The organism is uncultured Sphingomonas sp., from assembly GCF_937859915.1.
Classification (GTDB): domain Bacteria; phylum Pseudomonadota; class Alphaproteobacteria; order Sphingomonadales; family Sphingomonadaceae; genus Solisphingomonas.
Genome location: NZ_CALMAW010000003.1, coordinates 1 through 16,663 on the forward strand (window position 1 = coordinate 1; position 16,663 = coordinate 16,663).

A 16,663-nucleotide genomic window follows, 5' to 3' on the forward strand; every position below is an offset into this window, starting at 1 on the left:
GGCGCAGCCCGTCGACCATCGCGCGCGGGAACAGCTCGCTCGAGAACGTCTCGGTGTCGCGCGATACGACGTAGTTCTCGTGATGCCCGGTCACCATCCAGTGACCGCCATTGCGCGGCGTCCAAAACACCGGCGGCGCGTTGTCGAGTAGGTCGCGCACGCGGGCGTGCGGATCGCGCAGCAGCGCAGGGTCGAGCCACAGGTCGAAGTCGTAGACCGCCTCCGGACTGATATGGTCAGGGACGGTCGCCACAGCACTGAGCTCGACGGGGGGATGCAGCGTATCGGTGGGGCTTCCCGATTCCATGGCGCGCACAGATCCTTTTCGTGAGACATGCCGACATACGGCGTTCGAGACAGCTTTTCCTACCGATGTTCCCGACAGGCAAGCTTGCGATCCCGATACCGCCGCAGCGATCCGGTTCGATCGCTCTGGCGATTTCGGAGACGGGCGATTGATTGGACGCGCGCGTTTCGCTCTAGCCATGTCGTGAACCCGGCCAACGCTGGCCGGACATGCGTGGAAACGACTATGAAAATCCGCATCGAACGCGCGCAGTGCGTCGGCAACGCTCGCTGCTTCGCCATTGCCGAGGATCTCTATCCGCTCGACGACGAAGGCTATATCGCGACCGACGGGTTCGAAGTGCCCGCCGATCGCGAGCGCGACGCGAAGAACGGGGCACGCGCCTGCCCCGAACGCATCATCTTCGTGAACGACGAAACCGGCCAGCAGGTCTGGCCTCCGGTAGAAGGGCTGACCCGTACATGAACTTCGAACCCACCGACGACCAGGCGATGGTCGTCGAGACCTTCGCGCGTTTCCTCGACGAGCATAGCAGCATGGCGCGGGTGCGGGCGGCGCTGCCGTCGGGGTTCGACGCCGATCTGTGGCGCGGCATTGCCGAGATGGGCGCATTCGCGCTTCGCGTCCCCGAGGATGCCGGCGGGCTGGGCCTAAGCACGTTCGACGCCGCGCTCATCATGGAAGAGGTCGGGCGCACGCTCGCCTCGGGCCCGATCGTCGAGGCGATCGTCGCTGCGCGGCTGCTCGCGACGCTGGGCGAGAGCGAGACGCTCGGCCGGCTGACAGCGGGCGACGCGATCGTCGGACTGGCGCTGCACGACATCGCCGCGCAGCCCAGTCAATGGATCGCGGGCGGCGCGGTCGCGGAGGCAGTCGTCGCCCGGCGTGGTGACGAGGTCGTGCTGGTGGCGGTGCCGGCAAGCGCACGGAACGCGGAGGAGAACCTCGCCTTCACCCCGCTTGCCGAAATCGATTTCACCGCACTCGATGCGAACGTGATCGGGTCGGGCGCGGAGGCGACGACCGCGTTCGCGGCGGGGCTCGAGGAATGGAAGCTGCTCGTCGCCGCGGGGCTAGCCGGGCTGTCGCGGGAGGCACTGAAACTCGCGTCCGCCTACGCGTCCGAGCGCAAGCAGTTCGGCCAGCTGATTGGTACGTTCCAGGCGATATCACACCCGCTCGCCGATCTGCTCGCGCATGTAGACGGCGGGCGTCTGCTGGTGTGGAAGGCGATCCGCGACGCTGCTGACGGTCAGCCCGAGGCGGGGGCTGGCGCGTCGCTCGCGCTGTGGTGGAACGCTACGCACGGCGCGCGCGCGGTGACGCAGGCGCTCCACACCTTCGGCGGCTACGGCCTCACCACCGAATACGACATCTACCTGTACAACTTGCGCGCCAAGGCTTGGCCGCTGGTGCTCGGCGATCCACAGCGGCTGCTCGCCGAAGCCGGCCGCCGCCTCTATGCAGGCGAGACCGCAACCCGGCTGGATGTGGGCGCGATGCCGATCGACTTCGAACTGGGCGAGGCGGCGGCGGCGGTGCATGCCGAGATCGACGCGTTCTTCGCCGCGAACGTCACGCCCGAGATGCGCGAGACCTTCCATTATTCGTGGGAGGGCTACCACCCCGAGGTACACAGGAAGCTCGCCGAGGCCAAGCTGCTGTTCCCTGGTCTTCCGCCCGAGCTCAGCGGGCGCGAGATCAGCGGCTATGCCAGCATCGCCGCGCATCACGCGATGGAGGACAACGGGTATCTGACGCCCGCCGCGGGCGTCGCGTCGATGGTCGCGCTGATGATCCACAAGTTCGGATCGGACGAGCTGAAGCGCGAGGTGCTGCCGCATATCGTGAATGGCGAGGTCATCTGCAGCCTGGGCTATTCCGAACCGCAATCGGGCTCGGACGTGTTCGGCGCGCAGACCAAGGCAATTTCGGACGGTAATGGCTGGCGGATCGACGGCACCAAGATGTTCACCAGCGGAGCCAATCTCGCCAGCTACGTGCTCATGCTGTGCCGCACCAATACCGAGGTAGCCAAGCACAAGGGGCTGACGATGTTCGTCGTGCCGCTGAAGGCGGACGGCGTCACCATCCAGGCGGTGCACACGTTTCAGGACGAACGCACCAACATCACCTTCTACGACAATGTCCGCATTCCCGACAGCTGGCGGCTGGGCGAGGTCGACGGCGGCGTGCGGACGATGTCGGCGGCGCTTGAGCTCGAGCATGGCGGCGGGTTCGACAAGGTACAGCAGCAGCTGGTCGAGGCGGCCGAGACGCTGGCGCGCGAGATCGTCGTCGACGGCAAGCCACTGATCGACCAGCCCGACGCGCAGAGCCGCCTAGCGCGCGCGACCGCGGACATGTGGGCGGCGCGGATGATCGGCTACCGCGCGCAATGGGGCTCGATCGAGAGAAAGGGCGCGATGTATTTCGGCCCGATGGCCAAGCTGTTCTCGTCGGAAAAGTTCACCGACGACGCGCGCGACCTGCTCGACCTGACCGCGCCGCTGTCGCTGTCGAAGCGTCCCGGCGCCGCCGCGTTCATCAACCAATGCTATCGCCACGCGCACGGCACGACGATCTATGGCGGCACCAGCGAGGTGCACCGCTCGGTCATCGCCGAACGCGCGCTCGGCCTGCCGCGCACCCGCGCCTGAGGAGCCTGCCATGAGCGAAGCCCCGCACCTGCTGGTCGAGGATGTCGACGGCATCCTGATCGCCACGTTCAACCGGCCCGACAAGCTCAACGCGATGAGCCTCGCGCTCACGCACGCGCTCGGCGAGGAAGTCGAGCGGTTCCGCGACACGCCTGACCTCAAGGTCATGCTGATCCGCGCGACCGGGCGCTATTTCTCGGCCGGGGCGGACCTGCGCGAGGGCGCGGGCGGCGGCATGCCGGCGACGGGGTCGGGAATCCGCGAGATGCATCGCCGCCTCCCCAGCCGGATGCGGCAAATATGGGACGAGATCGAGCATGTCGAAAAGCCGTTCGTCGTAGCGCATCAGGGGATGTGCGTCGGCGGCAGCCTCGAGATGTCACTGTCTTGCGACTTCCGCCTCGCCGCGGCGAGCGCGGGCTACGCGTTTCCCGAGGCCAAGTTCGGCGCGCTGCCTGCGACCAACGGCGTCAGCCGGCTGACGCGCGTGGTCGGCACGCACTGGGCGCGCTACCTGGTGATGGCCAACAAGCCTGCGACCGCCGAGCGTGCGCTAACCATGGGGCTCGTGCACGAAGTCTTCCCCGACGCGACGTTCGAGGACGACGTGATGGCGTTCTGTCGCCACCTGACGCAGCAGAACGGCGAGATGATGGGCGCCGCCAAGATCGCGATCGAGCTCGCCGCCGATCTCGGCGTCGATCAGGCCGCGGCGGTCGAGCGGCTGACGAACAGCGCGCTGATGCTGGCGCCGAGCTACCAGGAAGAACTGCGCCGCCACGTCGAGGGCATTGGCGCCAAGCGCTGACGCGTCATCGCGGGCGCGATCAGTCCGGCGGGAGCAGCCTCGGCGCTAGGCCGGGGCCCCGCGACGCGATAGTTACGCATACGAACATAAGAGGAATTGGCGTGACCCAGGTGATGAAGGGCGTTCGGGTCTTGGAGGTGGCGCAGTTCACCTTCGTCCCCGCCGCCGGTGCGGTGCTGGCCGACTGGGGTGCTGACGTCATCAAGATCGAGCATCCGACGCGTGGCGACACGCAGCGCGGTTTCATCAACATGGGTGGCGTGAAGGTCGATCCGAACCGCAACCCGATGATCGAGCATCCGAACCGCGGCAAGCGCTCGGTCGGCGTCGACATCTCGACCGCGGAGGGCCAAGCGCTGATCTACGAGATCGCCAAGACCGCCGACGTCTTCCTGACCAACTATCTGCCGGCCGCGCGGCAGAAGCTGAAGATCGACCTGGAGCATATCCGCGCCGCCAACCCGAACATCATCTACGCGCGCGGCTCGGCGTTCGGTGACAAGGGCGAGGAGCGCGAGGCGGGCGGGTTCGATTCGACCGCGTTCTGGACGCGTGGCGGCATCGCGCATGCGGTCACCCCGCCCGAGCTGGACGGCGTCATCATGCAGCCGATCGGCGCGTTCGGCGACACGATCGGCGGCACCTATATCGCAGGCGGCATCTCCGCTGCGCTGTTCCACCGCGAACGCACCGGTGAGGCGGTCGAACTCGACGTCTCGCTGCTGTCAACCGCATGGTGGTCGACCGGCCTTGCGGTCAACCAGGCGATCGAGACGGGCATCTCCGCGCAGGCGCGCATGCCGCAGTCGGGTGCGTTCCCGGGCAACCCGTTCCTCGGCAACTTCACCACCTCGGACGGCGGCGTCATCAATTTCACGACGCTGACGCCGGGGCCGTACGCGAAAAGCCTGTTCGAGCATCTCGGGCTCGACGATCTCGCCGCCGATCCCGCATATCTCGACGGGCGCTTCCTGATGGAAAAGTGGCAGGAGGTCAGCGCGCGCGTCGCCGCGGCGATCGTCGCGCAGCCGTTCGCCTACTGGCGTCAGCATCTGAAGACCTATACCGGACAATGGGCGCCCGCGCAGAGCCTGCTCGACCTCGCCTCGGACGACCAGGCGATCGCCAACGACATGCTGATCGAGGTCGACGCCGACGAGGGCGCGCCGCTCAAGCTCGTTCGCAATCCCGTCCAGTTCAACCACGAACCCGTCCAGACCACGCGCGCGCCGCAGGCCTCGGAACATACCGAGCTGTTCCTGATGGAGCTGGGACTGGAATGGGACCGGATCGAGAGCCTCAAGGCCTCGGGCGCGATCGCCTGAGCCTGCATTCGAAAGACACGTCATGAAAGCCGGAAGCAAACTCAAGAGCGCGGTCGACGATACCGAGGTGATGGTCATCAAGGCCCCCGCCGGCGGCACCGTCAGCTGCGGCGGTGCGCCGATGGGCGACGACAAGCCTGCCAAGAAGGCCGAGATCGATCCCGCGCACGCCGACGGTACCAAGATGGGCAAGCGATACACCGATGCGGCGGGCACGATCGAACTGCTGTGCATCAAGCCCGGCAAGGGCAGCCTGGCGCTCGACGGCGTCGCGCTGCTGCTGAAGGACGCCAAGCCCCTGCCCTCCTCCGACTGACGGGCACGCGCGCATGGACATCTCGCTCCTCCTCAAGATGGCGGCGGACGCCGAGCCCGACCGCGTCGCGCTGACCTGCGACGGCCGGCACTGGACCTATGGCGAGCTGTGGAACGCCGCGACCGGGGCAGCGGCGGCGATCGCCGACAGCGGTGCGACCCACGTCGCGTTGCTCGATACGGGCAGCGAGGCAGCACCGATCGCGCTGTTCGGCGCGGCGCTTGCGGGCGTGCCCTATTGCCCACTCAACTACCGGCTGGCGGATGCGGATCTCGGCGCGCTGACCGCGCGGATCGCGCCGGCCTATATCGTCGGCGACACCGCACGCGTCGCGAAGCTGGCCGCCGACGCCGGGCATACCGCGCTTGACCGCGCCGCGTTCGTCGCCGCCGCCGAAGCCGCCGCCGACCCCGAGCGGGAGGCGAACGAAGGCGCCGAGGATAATGGGGGCATCGCCGTCCAGCTCTTCACCAGCGGTACCACCGCCGCGCCCAAGGCGGCGATCCTCGCGCACGCCAACTTGGTCTCGTACATTCTCGGCACGGTCGAGTTCGGCGCGGCGGACGCGGACGAAGCGGCGCTGGTCAGCGTACCGCCCTACCACATCGCCGGGATCGCGGCCTTGCTTTCGTCGATTTACGCGATGCGGCGCATCGTGCTGCTCCCCGCCTTCAGTCCGGAGGACTGGATCGCGCTGTGCACCAGCGAAGCCTGCACCAACGCATTCGTCGTACCGACGATGCTGTCGCGGGTCGTCGAGACGCTCGACGCCGAAGCCGCCGCCGGCCTCTCGCGCCTTCGCGCGATCGCCTATGGTGGCGGCCGCATGCCGACCGAGCTGATCGCGCGCGCGCTGGATCTGTTTCCCGACACCGGCTTCACCAACGCCTATGGCCTGACCGAGACGAGTTCGACCGTCGCGCTGCTTGGCCCGCAGGAGCACCGCGACGCGCAAGTCAGTGCCGACCCTGCGGTCAAGGCCCGGCTCGGCTCGGTCGGCAAACCGCTGCCGACGATCGAACTGGAGATCCGCAACGAGGACGGTCGCGTCTGCGCGGCGGGCACCCCCGGCGAAATCTACGTCCGCGGCGACCAGGTGTCGGGTCAGTATCGAGAGCGTAGCGCACTCGATGCTGACGGCTGGTTCCCGACTCGCGACGCAGGCTATCTCGATGCCGAGGGCTATCTGTTCCTGTCGGGACGCGCCGACGACGTGATCGTGCGCGGCGGCGAGAACATCTCGCCTGGCGAGATCGAAGACGTGCTGGTCGCGCACCCCGGTATCAGCGACGTCGCCGCGGTCGGCGTACCGTCCGCGGAATGGGGCGAGGTGGTGGCGGTGGCGATTGCCTGCACCCCCGACGCACCCGACGACGACGCGATCCGCGCACTCGTTCGGGAGCGGCTGCGCTCGTCGCGCGTGCCCGAGCGGATCGTCCGCGTCGATGCGCTACCCTACAACGAGATGGGCAAATTGCTGCGCCGCGAGGTGCGCCTGTTGTTCGAGCGGCCCGCGTGAACCGCCGCCCCGCGATGCCCGCAGGCATCGGGGCGAGGATGATCGTCCTGCTGGGCCTCGCGACGCTGCTCAACTACGCCGACCGCGGTAGCCTCTCCACCGCCGCGCCGGTACTGACGGTCGGGTTCGGGCTCGACGGCAAGCATATGGGGTTGCTGCTCTCCGCCTTTTTCTGGACCTATGCGCTGGCGCAGCCGCTCGCGGGATGGGTGGCGCAGCGCTATCCGACGCGCGTCGTGCTGGCGGTGGGCGTCGCGACCTGGTCGGTGGCGACGATCGCGTGCGGACTTGCCGTCGGGTTCGCGAGCCTCTTCGCGCTGCGCCTAGTGCTCGGCCTGGGCGAGGCGGTGATCTTTCCCGCGACCGCGCAGATCATCGCCGACCGCGCGCGCGAGGACCAGCGCGGCAAGGCCAATGCCGTCAGCATGATGGGGCTCGCGCTCGGGCCGACGCTCGGCGTGATCGTCGGCGCGCAGATTCTCGCGACCTGGGGCTGGCGCGCGGTGTTCGTCACGCTCGGCGCGGTATCGTTGCTGTGGCTCATACCCTGGCTGCTGTACCGAAAAACCGCCGCGCCCGACCGACATGACGAACCGGTCATACCCGTCAGCTATGCACTGTTGCTGCGCGAGCCGCGGCTTTGGGGCGCCTGCCTCGGCCAGTTTTGCTACGCCTATCCGGCGTACATGCTGCTGACCTGGCTGCCGCTCTACCTGACGCAGCAACAGCATCTGTCGTTGACCGGTATGGGCTGGGCGAGCGGCGCGATCTATCTGATCCAGGCAGGCATGGCGCTCGCGAGCGGCGTGGGGTCCGATGCGGCGATCCGGCGTGGCATATCGCTGACAGTCGCGCGACAGGCGCCGCTTGTCGGTGGACTCACCATCGCCATCGTCGGTCTGCTGATCGCGGGGACGCGCACCGGCGACGGCGCGCTGGTCGGCGTGACGCTGATGGCCGGCGGTATCGGACTGTGCCAGTCGATGATCTTCACCGTCGGCCAGAACTTGGCCGGCCGCCGCGCCGCGGGGCGGTGGATGGGTATCCAGAACATGGCGGGCAATTTCGCCGGCGTCGTCGCGCCAATCGTCACCGGTGCGCTGGTCGATGCGACCGGCGACTTCCTCGCCGCGTTCGTTGCCGCCGCGGCCTTCGCATTCGCCGCGGTAGCCAGCTGGCTGTGGCTGGTCGGGCCGGTAAGCGAACTTTCCTGGGAGCTTGCATGACCAATACCGACAGCATCCGGCAGGCACTGGTCACGCTGCTGCCGGGCGGCGAGCGCCTGACCGCAGTGCGGACGCTCGCAACCGGCTTCTCGAACGAAACCTACCGGCTCGAGGGGCTCGACGCAATCCTGCGCCTTCCGCCCTCGGCGGGCGCGGTGCTGGACGGGCACGACGTGCTCGGTCAGGCACGTATCTACCGCGCACTGGGCGAGATGCCGGGTGCGCCACCCGTACCCGCGATCACGCATATCGGCGACGATCCCGCCGTGCTCGGCGTGCCGTTCTTCGTGATGGGGCTGGTGCCGGGTGAGGCGCTGCACGATCTCGACATGCAGCCGTGGTTCACCGACGTGCCGCCCGAGCGCCGTACCGAAATGTGCCGCGACTGGATCGCCGCTTTCGCGCGGCTGGCGACGCTGCCGACGCTCGACGTGCTGGGCCCTGCGGTCAGCGCGGAGGACTATGTGCGGCGCTGGCGCGGTGTCGCCGCGGAGGCGGAAGCGGGCGAGCTGGTCGACCTCTACGACCGGCTGCTGGCGCTGTCCGCGCCGGTCAGCGGCGCGCCGTCGCTTGTCCACGGCGATCCCAAGATCTCGAACCTGATGTGGGACGAAGGTCGGATTTCGGCGATGCTCGACTGGGAGATGGCGCTGAACAGCGAGCCGCTGTCCGATCTCGGCTACCTGCTGTTCTTCTTCGCCAGCCCCTTCCACGGCGCGACGCGCGGCCCGGCGCAGTCGGGGATGCTCGATCGCGCCGGCGTGATCGACTGCTGGGAGCAGACCTCGAGTCGATCGGCGGCGGGAGTCGAATGGCACGAGATCGCACAGATCGGCAAACTCTGCACGATCATGGCTAAGGGCATCCACATGATCGCGACCGGCGCGAGCAGCGACCCCAAGTTCGCCGCCTTTAGAAATTATTTCGATGCCTCACAGGCCGCGATGCGCGCGATGCTCGACGCCTATACCGGAGACGCCGCATGATCCCGACGATTGCCCCGCTGACACCCGCGGACGAATACTTCAATCACCAGATCGTTAACACGCACGCGACCGTCGTCACCCCCGATCGCAACTGGACCGAGAAATGCTGGTTCACGCTGATGCGCAAGGACGGCGCGTTGCAGGCAAGCTTCGGACTCGGCAAATACACCAACCGCAACGTGATCGACGGCTTCGCAGGCGTGCAGCGCGGTACGCGGCAATACACCGTGCGCGCCAGCCGCGTGCTGCTGCCGCGCGGCGAGGAGATGGCGGCGGGGCCGCTACGGCTCGAGATCGTCAGGCCGTATGAGGAATTGCGCCTTACGCTCGCGCCGAACGATGCACAGCCGATCGCCTACGACCTCACATTCCACGCAACGATGCCCGCCTTCTTCGAAAAGCGCGACACGGTCATTACCAACGGCCGCACCGGTTCGGACGTGATCCGCTATCACCAGCCCGGAACCGCCTCGGGCTGGATCGAGATCGATGGCGAACGCATCGCGGTTGAGCCGGGCGACTGGTACGGCTTTCGCGATCACAGCTGGGGCGTGCGCGAGCATGTCGGGCTCGATCCGACCGATCTCGTCCCCGGGCATCAGGGCGGCAGCGGCGGCGACAAGACCGGCACCGCGTTCCACTTCAACTGGCTGGTGTCGCGGATCGAGCGGCCCGACGGGTCATCCTACGATCTGGCCTATTACTTCCGGGACCTTGGCGGTCACGACGTGCCCGACTTCTTCTCGGGCTACATCAACGAATCCGATGGCCGACAGATTCCGATCCTGCATTTCCACCCGGAGATCGTCTATCGCCGCAGCGACCGCGCGGCGCTGCGCGGGCGTGTCACCGCGGTGATTGCGGGGCCACGCGGCACGACGATCAGTCGCGTGTTCGAGATAGAGGCGATCGACTCCGATATGGGCTTCCGCCTGCTCCCGGGCCTCTATGGTCGGTGGAAGGGGCAGATCCATGGTAGCTACAAGGGCGATGACGTGCTCGACGGCGAATGCATCGACGACGTCAACGCGCCCGAAAAGACCGCCGAGAACTACAAATGGCAGATCCGCGACCGCCCGGTCCGCATCCGCGAGGGCGAGAACGGCGGCTATGGCGACATGGAGAGCATCATCCTCGGCGAGTATCCCGGCGTGACGTTCGAATAGCCATGCCCGTGAACCTCGATCGCATCCTGCCGACCGCCGCGCCACTGCTGCGCCGAATGTTGCGGTCGGAACAGGCGCAGCGCGAACGGCAATTCGCCGCCATGCCCAGGACAACCGGTCGCGTGGTCTTCCTGGGTGACAGCATCACCGAATGGACAGCCTGGGAGGACTGGTTTCCCGATCTCGCCGCGACCAATCGCGGGATCGGCGGCCAAGCGGTCGGCGACGTCCAGCGGCGGCTCGATAGCGCGATCGTCGATCCCGTCGCGGTGTCGCTGCTGATCGGGACGAACGACCTGCACGGGCTCGGGCGATCGACCGGCATCGACGACATCGCGGATCAATGCCGCACGCTGGTTGGCACGATCCGCGCGATGGCTCCGAACGCGTGTCTTCTCGTCAACAGCGTCATGCCCCGATCAACGCGTTTTCGCGATCGCATCGTCGCGCTCAACGCGCAGTATCGCGACATCGCGACGGCGAACGACGCGACCTATGTCGACGTCTTCTCCGCGCTTGCCGATCGCGACGGCGCGATCCGTCGCGACCTGACCGATGACGGCCTTCACCTGTCGGTTGCCGGATATGCGGCGTGGGTTGAGGTGCTGCGCCCGCATCTCACGCGTTTCGCGCGAACCGGTAATATGCCGGGCGTATCAAACTAGCCCATCCGATCTATTTCAACGAAGCGCCGTTCGATCCCTCGAGCACGCTGAAGACCCTGTTCGACGTGGGCCAGATCGAAGTGCTTCGCAGCCCGCAGGGCACCTCGCGTGGCGCGCCGTCGATCTCCGGCGCGGTCACGATCACGACGCGTCGTCCCGACCTCGACGAGTTCGGCGGCTATGTTCAGCTGCAATATGGCGAGGGCGACCATCGCGTCGCGCAGGGTGCGATCAACATCCCCATCATCAAGGGCGTCTTCGCGCCGCGTGCCGCGGCGAACATCGAGGATTCGAACGCAAATCGCGTGAGAAGCGCGAACAGCAGCGTCGATCCGGATTTCCGCAGCCGAGTCTATCGCATCAGTGCGTTGCTGCAGCCCACCGACACGATCTCGATCGGCGCGATGTACCAGCGCCGGCGGCAGGCTCGACGGTATTCGAGCAAGTCGCGGGCACGGGCAGGCCCAGCAACGCGGCGGCGGGCATTCCGGCGAACTTCAATGCTCCCGCTATTCGTGGCGACCAGTGTCTGGGTGTGCAGGATGGTCCAACGCGCAACACGTCGCGGCCCGACCTGATCACCGCCAATGCCAGCTGGGAAGTCGCCGGCCAGACTCTGACGTACAATTACGGTCGTCAGATGCCGGGGCAACGAAACAGCTACCAGATCAACGACTTCGCCAACATGCTGCCCGGTTTCGAGCCCTACGATACGACGGGCAACTCGACGCATCAGTTCTTCCAGACGCAGGAGATCCGCCTGTCGTCGCAGCGCGATGAGAACCGGCCATTCGATTATGACATCGGCTGGTTCCAGAAGCACTCGCATGGTGAGATCTTCTTCGGGACCGACATCTATTCGCTGACGCCGCTGGGTGGCGCGTTCGGCGCGCCCGGGACGCGTCCCGGCGTCAAGACGACGCCCGACAGTCGGTATGTCCTGCCGGTTCGCAGCCTGATCTATCTGGCGCAGTGGTCACGTCCCGGGGCGTGGTGTAGGTCGACGGTAGCGAAGCTGCCCGGCCGCGCGCTATCCACAAGCGCTGTAGCGGACGGGCAGTTTCGCGGGTGGTCATCGGCGAACTTCGGATAAGTTTGGGTTGCAACACTCAACTTACGGAGACACCGATGACCGAGGATATGATGGACCTTCAGGCGATGGACGGGAAGAGCCCGGACGCCGATTTCCTGCGCGACATGATCGGTTTTGCCGCGAAGCGGCTGATGGAGCTCGAAGTGGGCGGCCTGACCGGCGCTGCTTACGGGGAGAAGGACGCGGAGCGGCTTGCGCAGCGTAACGGCTATCGCGAGCGCGACTGGGAGACGCGTGCAGGCACGGTGGAGCTGCGCATCCCCAAGCTACGCAAGGGCAGCTACTTTCCGGGCTTCCTGGAGCCACGACGCCTCGCCGAGAAGGCGCTGACCGCCGTGATCCAGGAGGCGTATATCCAGGGAATCTCCACCCGCTCCGTCGATGACCTGGTAAAAGCCATGGGAATGAGCGGGATCTCGAAGAGCCAGGTCAGTCGACTGTGCGAGGAGATCGACGTCCGCGTGAAGGCGTTCCTCGACCGACCCATCGAGGGTGACTGGCCCTATCTGTGGATCGACGCGACGTATCTTAAGGTGCGGCAAAATGGACGGATCGTCTCCGTCGCCGTCACCATCGCGGTCGGCGTCAACGACGATGGCCGTCGCGAGGTGCTCGGCATGTCGATCGGGCACTCCGAGGCTGAAGTCTTCTGGATCGACTTCCTCCGCAGCCTTGCCAGGCGGGGGCTGCGCGGCGTGAAGCTCGTAATCTCCGACGCCCATGAGGGTATCAAGGCGTCGGTTGCCAAGGTGTTCAGCGCAACCTGGCAGCGCTGCCGGGTTCACTTCATGCGCAACGCCCTGGCGCATGCGGGCAAGAGCGGACGTCGTGTCGTCTCCGCGTTCATCGCCACCGCCTTCGCCCAGGAAACGCCTGTAGCTGCCAAGGCGCAGTGGCGCAGCGTCGCCGACCAGCTCCGGCCCACAGTGCCCAAACTCGCGACCCTGATGGACAGCGCAGAGGACGACGTGCTCGCCTACATGACCTTCCCCGCCCAGCATCGCACCAAGCTGCACAGCAACAACCCGATCGAGCGGCTCAATGGGGAAATCAAACGCCGCACCGACGTCGTCGGCATCTTCCCCAATGAAGAGGCGATCATCCGCCTCGTTGGAGCTATCCTACTGGAACAGAATGATGAATGGTCCGTCCAGCGCTGCAGGTACATGACGCTTGAGAGCGTCTCCGGTTTGAGCGATAATCACATCATCACGTTGCCAGCCATGGCAGCGTGATCGACCCCGGCTTAGCCGGAGATCGCTGCGGCCGCGCCGCCGAAGCTACACCACCCCGTGGAACACGATCTGCGCAGTCGTTCGACTCGTTCTACGGCAACGTACGCTTCCATCTCGACGATGCGACCGAACTGAGCGGGGGCCTGAGCATTCTTCGCGACCAGGACGATACGCGTCTCAACGTCCAGACCGGCGCAACACGTGGCGTGGCGACGCCGTTGTCCGCACTCGGCGGTCTCCCTTGCGCGGGTATTCCCGGCGTGTTCGTCACCGGGCTGGTCAACAGCAACTATCCAGGGTTCTGCGATGCGCTGATCCCGGCCGGGGTCGGCAATTCCGCGTCGAACTTCAACAACAAATATTCCGACGCGCTCTACAATTTCTCGCTGTCGCACAAGTTCACGGATGCCGTTCTCGTCTATGCGACGACCGGCACGTCGTTCCGCGCGGGGCTTCCGGCAATCAGCAACACCGGCCTGCCCTCGAACCTGACGATTCCCGAGCCGAACGGGCGACGTCCTACGAAATTGGTGTCAAGACGACCCCGGACCGTCGTCTGCGTATCAATGCGGACGTCTACCAGATCAACTATGGCAACCAGTTGACCGCGTTCTCCGGTATACCGTATTTCAACAGCGTGTCCGGCCAGGCTTCCCTGACCAGCATCGCCTTTTATCGCAATATCGGCTCGCGCGTGCGCGGCGCCGACCGGGAAATTGCGGCGAAGCCGTTCACCGAACTCTCCCTCGGGCTCAACCTGAGCTACTCGAAGAACGAATCGAAGGGCGGACTCATCCCCTGCACGGTTACGGCGGCACTGACGGGGGCGAACTCGATCAACTTCTCCCAGTCCGCCAAGGGTCAGACGCTGAACACGCAGGCGCCGTTCCAGGCGACCGCCAACGGCAGCTACGACATTCCGCTCACGTCCAGCTTCGACGGTTATTTCCGCTTCAACGTGAACTTCCAGGGCAAGAATCCGAACTTCTGCAATTTTCCCACTAACGGCAACTTCCTGCAGACGAAGTCGCTCGCACTAGTCGATCTGTTTGCAAGTCTGGCCGGTCATCAGGTGTGAACGTGCACGCTATTTGGCGGCGTTCTAATCAGCGTATCTGTCAATTGCCGACCCAATCACGAGGCAATCGCGGGCGGCCTGCACGATGTCGGCGTGGAAATCCTCGACGCGGTTGAGCGTCATGATCCGCCGCATCTGCGCAAACAGACGTTCCATCAGCCGGAAGTTGCCTCGCGTGATCCGGATCACCGCCGCCTGAGCCTCGATCGCGTTGAGCTGTGTGGGATCAAAACTGATCCCGAAGTCGGCTGCATGGGTCGCCAGCAACAGACGCATTTCTGTCTCGGTGAGTGGCTTGAATTCGTGGACGAACCTGATGCGCGAGTAGAACTGCGCGTAGCGAGCAAGCCGCTTCTCCAGCCCCGGCATGCCCATCAAGATCAGGCCAAAGCGGTGCCGATCAGATAGATCGCGCAATTCCTCCAGCGACTTGATGGAAAGGCGGTCCGCCTCGTCCACGATGACAAGAGGACGCGCGAGCTGCGCCTGGTGTCAAACGACATCCAGATTTACGGGCTAAGGCGACACCCAGTTTTACGAATCCAGGCGGCAGCTATTCCGGACGTGCCGCCCCGCGGGGCGGCACGTCCGGAATAGCTTTAGCTCTTATGCGTCGACGCGTTTGAGCGCGGCCTCGAGGTCGCGCAGGCGGTACGACCGGCCTTTGATGTTCAGCACGTTTGAGCGGTGCAGTAGGCGGTCGAGAATGGCGGTCGCGAGCACCTCGTCGCCGGCGAGCAACTCGGTCCAGTCCCGGATACTCTTGTTCGTCGTAATGATGATGGCACCACGGCCGTACCGATAGGTTACGAGCCGGAAAAACAGACTGGCTTCCTCGCGGTCCATCGGCTCGAAGCCCAATTCGTCGATGATGAGCAGCGCCATATTCATGTAGCGACGACGCCTGAGGCGTGACGGCGGTAAGGCCGCATCCGCTTTGAGCGCGACCATCAGCTCGTTGAAACGATAGTAGAGGACGGAGAAGCCGAGCTCGACAGCACGGGTGCCCAGCGCAATTGAAAGGTGCGTCTTTCCGACCCCGGGCGGTCCTTGCATCAGGACCGTCTCGGCGTTGCGTATCCAGGCGCCCGTGGCCAGCGTGTCGATGCGGGAGCGCTCAATTGCCGGTTGAAAGGCAAAGTCAAAGTTCTCGAGCGTTTGCCCGGTCGGCAGTCCCGACATCTTCAACGTCGCCGCAATCCGCCGCGTCTCGCGCCCGGAAATCTCGCTCTCCAGGAGCAGATCCACAAAGGCGTGAGAAGGAATATCCCGAGCAACGGCGTCGCTCAGCAAGCGACCGAACTTCTCGGCCGCGTGGCTACACCCGAGCGCCAGCAGCTTTTCCCGGGTGGCGTCGATGTCCAGACGGGGCGCGCTCATCGTGCGACCTCCGCCAACGCGGCGTACAGATCGATCGACCTGTACGCGACCGCCGTTGACGCCAGCTCCTGATTTCGAGCGCCCATTCGTCCGAGCGGTGGTGGCGCTGTGACACGATCGGTACCCGGCCCATCATAGTGAGCCTGCTCGATAACGAGGAGTTCGGCGGTTCTGCGTGCATGGACTGCGACCATCCGTAGTGTCGCAGGGACGCCGCCCAACCGCGTCAAACACGCCGAATGGCATGTCAGCCATGACAACATATCTTTGGACTTCGCCCACACAATCGCCTGTTTGCGGCTCCAGGACAGAACCATCAGCAGCGCCAGCAAATCAGTCCGTTCGCCTCCGATCACAACGCCGGGAAAATGCGCCCAGTCCACCTGGGCTTGAGCGCCGGCTGGCGTCTCCACACGGCGACGCGCCCGGATTGCCGGCGCAGGGTATGTCCGTTTCCAGAAACGCTGAACCGATCGCAGGCTGCCGTCATAATCCTTCTCGGTGCGCAGCCACTGGTACAAAAGACTGAGATTGAGAGGGCCTTGCTGCTGGCCCCGCCAGTGCTCGATCGCCTCGGCAAGCTTTTGAGCTTTGAACAACTGCCGCGATCGCCCGTCGACCGCTTCCGCCTTCATCCGCGATACGTGGTAGCGCATCGCGCCTTCGCTCACGCCCAGAAGCCGGGCAATCTCCGTCTTCGTCGTCTTTCCTGACAAGGTCTTGATGGCCATTCGAGCCTCCAGATCGAGCCGGCTCATATTCCCTCCGAAACCCCTCAAGGATCTCGTCAGATAGCTCAGCCGGAGGCGACGTCTCGTAAAGGTGGGTGTCGCCTTAACTCCCGAATGTCACGTCGCCCTACACCTGGTCGATATCGACGCCTTCGGGAGAGCCGGCCG

General features: G+C 65.6%; 17 protein-coding genes and 2 pseudogenes. 15 read left to right on the forward strand and 4 right to left on the reverse strand.

Going from position 1 to position 16,663, the window contains the following annotated elements; translation table 11 throughout:
- Nucleotides 1-307, reverse strand: a pseudogene (locus Q0326_RS00230) (hypothetical protein); the annotation flags it as partial.
- A 225-nt stretch (nucleotides 308-532) separates the two neighbouring features.
- Between Q0326_RS00230 and Q0326_RS00235 the strand changes: the two are divergent.
- The 15 genes from Q0326_RS00235 to Q0326_RS18035 all read left to right on the forward strand — a co-directional run bounded on the left by Q0326_RS00235 (nucleotide 533) and on the right by Q0326_RS18035 (nucleotide 14,384).
- A complete protein-coding gene (locus Q0326_RS00235) occupies nucleotides 533-772 on the forward strand; it encodes a ferredoxin (RefSeq protein WP_298685801.1) in 240 nt (79 codons plus the stop codon).
- Complete coding sequence (locus tag Q0326_RS00240; RefSeq protein ID WP_298685804.1) at nucleotides 769-2,967, forward strand: acyl-CoA dehydrogenase; 2,199 nt, start codon at nucleotides 769-771, stop codon at nucleotides 2,965-2,967. The genes Q0326_RS00235 and Q0326_RS00240 overlap by 4 nt, the downstream gene beginning before the upstream one ends.
- 10 nt (nucleotides 2,968-2,977) lie before the next feature.
- Nucleotides 2,978-3,775, forward strand: a complete 798-nt coding sequence (locus tag Q0326_RS00245; RefSeq protein WP_298685807.1) for an enoyl-CoA hydratase/isomerase family protein — start codon at nucleotides 2,978-2,980, stop codon at nucleotides 3,773-3,775.
- Between the two features lie 101 nt (nucleotides 3,776-3,876).
- Entirely contained in the window at nucleotides 3,877-5,100 is a 1,224-nt protein-coding gene (locus Q0326_RS00250) for a CoA transferase (RefSeq protein WP_298685810.1), read from the forward strand.
- A 22-nt stretch (nucleotides 5,101-5,122) separates the two neighbouring features.
- Nucleotides 5,123-5,416, forward strand: coding sequence for a hypothetical protein (locus tag Q0326_RS00255; RefSeq protein ID WP_298685813.1), 294 nt, complete (start codon nucleotides 5,123-5,125; stop codon nucleotides 5,414-5,416).
- Nucleotides 5,417-5,429: 13 nt separating this feature from the next.
- Nucleotides 5,430-6,935: a class I adenylate-forming enzyme family protein gene (locus tag Q0326_RS00260; RefSeq protein ID WP_298685816.1), complete on the forward strand. Its 1,506-nt coding sequence runs from the start codon at nucleotides 5,430-5,432 to the stop codon at nucleotides 6,933-6,935.
- A gap of 38 nt (nucleotides 6,936-6,973) precedes the next feature.
- The gene (locus tag Q0326_RS00265) at nucleotides 6,974-8,161 is read left to right on the forward strand and encodes an MFS transporter (protein WP_298685819.1); all 1,188 of its coding nucleotides are present in this window, start codon (nucleotides 6,974-6,976) and stop codon (nucleotides 8,159-8,161) included.
- Nucleotides 8,158-9,147 carry a phosphotransferase family protein gene (locus Q0326_RS00270; protein WP_298685822.1) on the forward strand — a complete coding sequence of 330 codons (990 nt, stop codon included), beginning with the start codon at nucleotides 8,158-8,160 and terminating at the stop codon, nucleotides 9,145-9,147. The genes Q0326_RS00265 and Q0326_RS00270 overlap by 4 nt, the downstream gene beginning before the upstream one ends.
- Nucleotides 9,144-10,313, forward strand: coding sequence for a hypothetical protein (locus Q0326_RS00275; RefSeq protein WP_298685825.1), 1,170 nt, complete (start codon nucleotides 9,144-9,146; stop codon nucleotides 10,311-10,313). Before Q0326_RS00270 ends, Q0326_RS00275 begins: the two co-directional genes overlap by 4 nt.
- A 2-nt stretch (nucleotides 10,314-10,315) precedes the next feature.
- Nucleotides 10,316-10,978: a GDSL-type esterase/lipase family protein gene (locus Q0326_RS00280; RefSeq protein ID WP_298685829.1), complete on the forward strand. Its 663-nt coding sequence runs from the start codon at nucleotides 10,316-10,318 to the stop codon at nucleotides 10,976-10,978.
- Nucleotides 10,979-11,043: 65 nt separating this feature from the next.
- Nucleotides 11,044-11,556, forward strand: a complete 513-nt coding sequence (locus Q0326_RS00285; protein WP_298685832.1) for a hypothetical protein — start codon at nucleotides 11,044-11,046, stop codon at nucleotides 11,554-11,556.
- Complete coding sequence (locus Q0326_RS00290) at nucleotides 11,514-12,071, forward strand: hypothetical protein (protein WP_298685835.1); 558 nt, start codon at nucleotides 11,514-11,516, stop codon at nucleotides 12,069-12,071. The genes Q0326_RS00285 and Q0326_RS00290 overlap by 43 nt, the downstream gene beginning before the upstream one ends.
- A gap of 35 nt (nucleotides 12,072-12,106) precedes the next feature.
- Entirely contained in the window at nucleotides 12,107-13,306 is a 1,200-nt protein-coding gene (locus Q0326_RS00295; protein ID WP_298685838.1) for an IS256 family transposase, read from the forward strand.
- Entirely contained in the window at nucleotides 13,303-13,911 is a 609-nt protein-coding gene (locus Q0326_RS18030) for a hypothetical protein (RefSeq protein WP_363303456.1), read from the forward strand. The genes Q0326_RS00295 and Q0326_RS18030 overlap by 4 nt, the downstream gene beginning before the upstream one ends.
- Nucleotides 13,833-14,384, forward strand: coding sequence for a TonB-dependent receptor (locus Q0326_RS18035; RefSeq protein ID WP_363303454.1), 552 nt, complete (start codon nucleotides 13,833-13,835; stop codon nucleotides 14,382-14,384). The genes Q0326_RS18030 and Q0326_RS18035 overlap by 79 nt, the downstream gene beginning before the upstream one ends.
- 24 nt (nucleotides 14,385-14,408) lie before the next feature.
- Here Q0326_RS18035 and Q0326_RS00305 read toward each other — a convergent pair.
- The 3 genes and pseudogenes from Q0326_RS00305 to Q0326_RS00315 form a co-directional block, all read right to left on the reverse strand.
- Nucleotides 14,409-14,849: pseudogene (locus Q0326_RS00305) on the reverse strand (AAA family ATPase); the annotation flags it as partial.
- Between the two features lie 141 nt (nucleotides 14,850-14,990).
- On the reverse strand, nucleotides 14,991-15,764 hold the full coding sequence (gene istB, locus Q0326_RS00310; protein WP_298685841.1) for an IS21-like element helper ATPase IstB: 774 nt from the start codon (nucleotides 15,762-15,764) through the stop codon (nucleotides 14,991-14,993).
- Nucleotides 15,761-16,522 (reverse strand): hypothetical protein, encoded by a 762-nt coding sequence (locus Q0326_RS00315; protein WP_298685844.1) that lies wholly within the window; start codon nucleotides 16,520-16,522, stop codon nucleotides 15,761-15,763. Before Q0326_RS00315 ends, istB begins: the two co-directional genes overlap by 4 nt.
- Nucleotides 16,523-16,663 lie beyond the last annotated feature (141 nt).

Excerpts from the sequence above, each read along its gene's own strand:
- Q0326_RS00235 (WP_298685801.1), top strand. The coding sequence starts at position 533 with ATGAAAATCCGCATCGAACGCGCGCAGTGCGTCGGCAACGCTCGCTGC.
- Q0326_RS00245 (WP_298685807.1), top strand. The coding sequence starts at position 2,978 with ATGAGCGAAGCCCCGCACCTGCTGGTCGAGGATGTCGACGGCATCCTG.
- Q0326_RS00270 (WP_298685822.1), top strand. The coding sequence starts at position 8,158 with ATGACCAATACCGACAGCATCCGGCAGGCACTGGTCACGCTGCTGCCG.
- Q0326_RS00265 (WP_298685819.1), top strand. The coding sequence starts at position 6,974 with ATGATCGTCCTGCTGGGCCTCGCGACGCTGCTCAACTACGCCGACCGC.
- istB (WP_298685841.1), bottom strand. The coding sequence starts at position 15,764 with ATGAGCGCGCCCCGTCTGGACATCGACGCCACCCGGGAAAAGCTGCTG.
- Q0326_RS00280 (WP_298685829.1), top strand. The coding sequence starts at position 10,316 with ATGCCCGTGAACCTCGATCGCATCCTGCCGACCGCCGCGCCACTGCTG.
- Q0326_RS00315 (WP_298685844.1), bottom strand. The coding sequence starts at position 16,522 with ATGAGCCGGCTCGATCTGGAGGCTCGAATGGCCATCAAGACCTTGTCA.
- Q0326_RS00295 (WP_298685838.1), top strand. The coding sequence starts at position 12,107 with ATGACCGAGGATATGATGGACCTTCAGGCGATGGACGGGAAGAGCCCG.
- Q0326_RS00240 (WP_298685804.1), top strand. The coding sequence starts at position 769 with ATGAACTTCGAACCCACCGACGACCAGGCGATGGTCGTCGAGACCTTC.
- Q0326_RS00260 (WP_298685816.1), top strand. The coding sequence starts at position 5,430 with ATGGACATCTCGCTCCTCCTCAAGATGGCGGCGGACGCCGAGCCCGAC.
- Q0326_RS00275 (WP_298685825.1), top strand. The coding sequence starts at position 9,144 with ATGATCCCGACGATTGCCCCGCTGACACCCGCGGACGAATACTTCAAT.
- Q0326_RS00255 (WP_298685813.1), top strand. The coding sequence starts at position 5,123 with ATGAAAGCCGGAAGCAAACTCAAGAGCGCGGTCGACGATACCGAGGTG.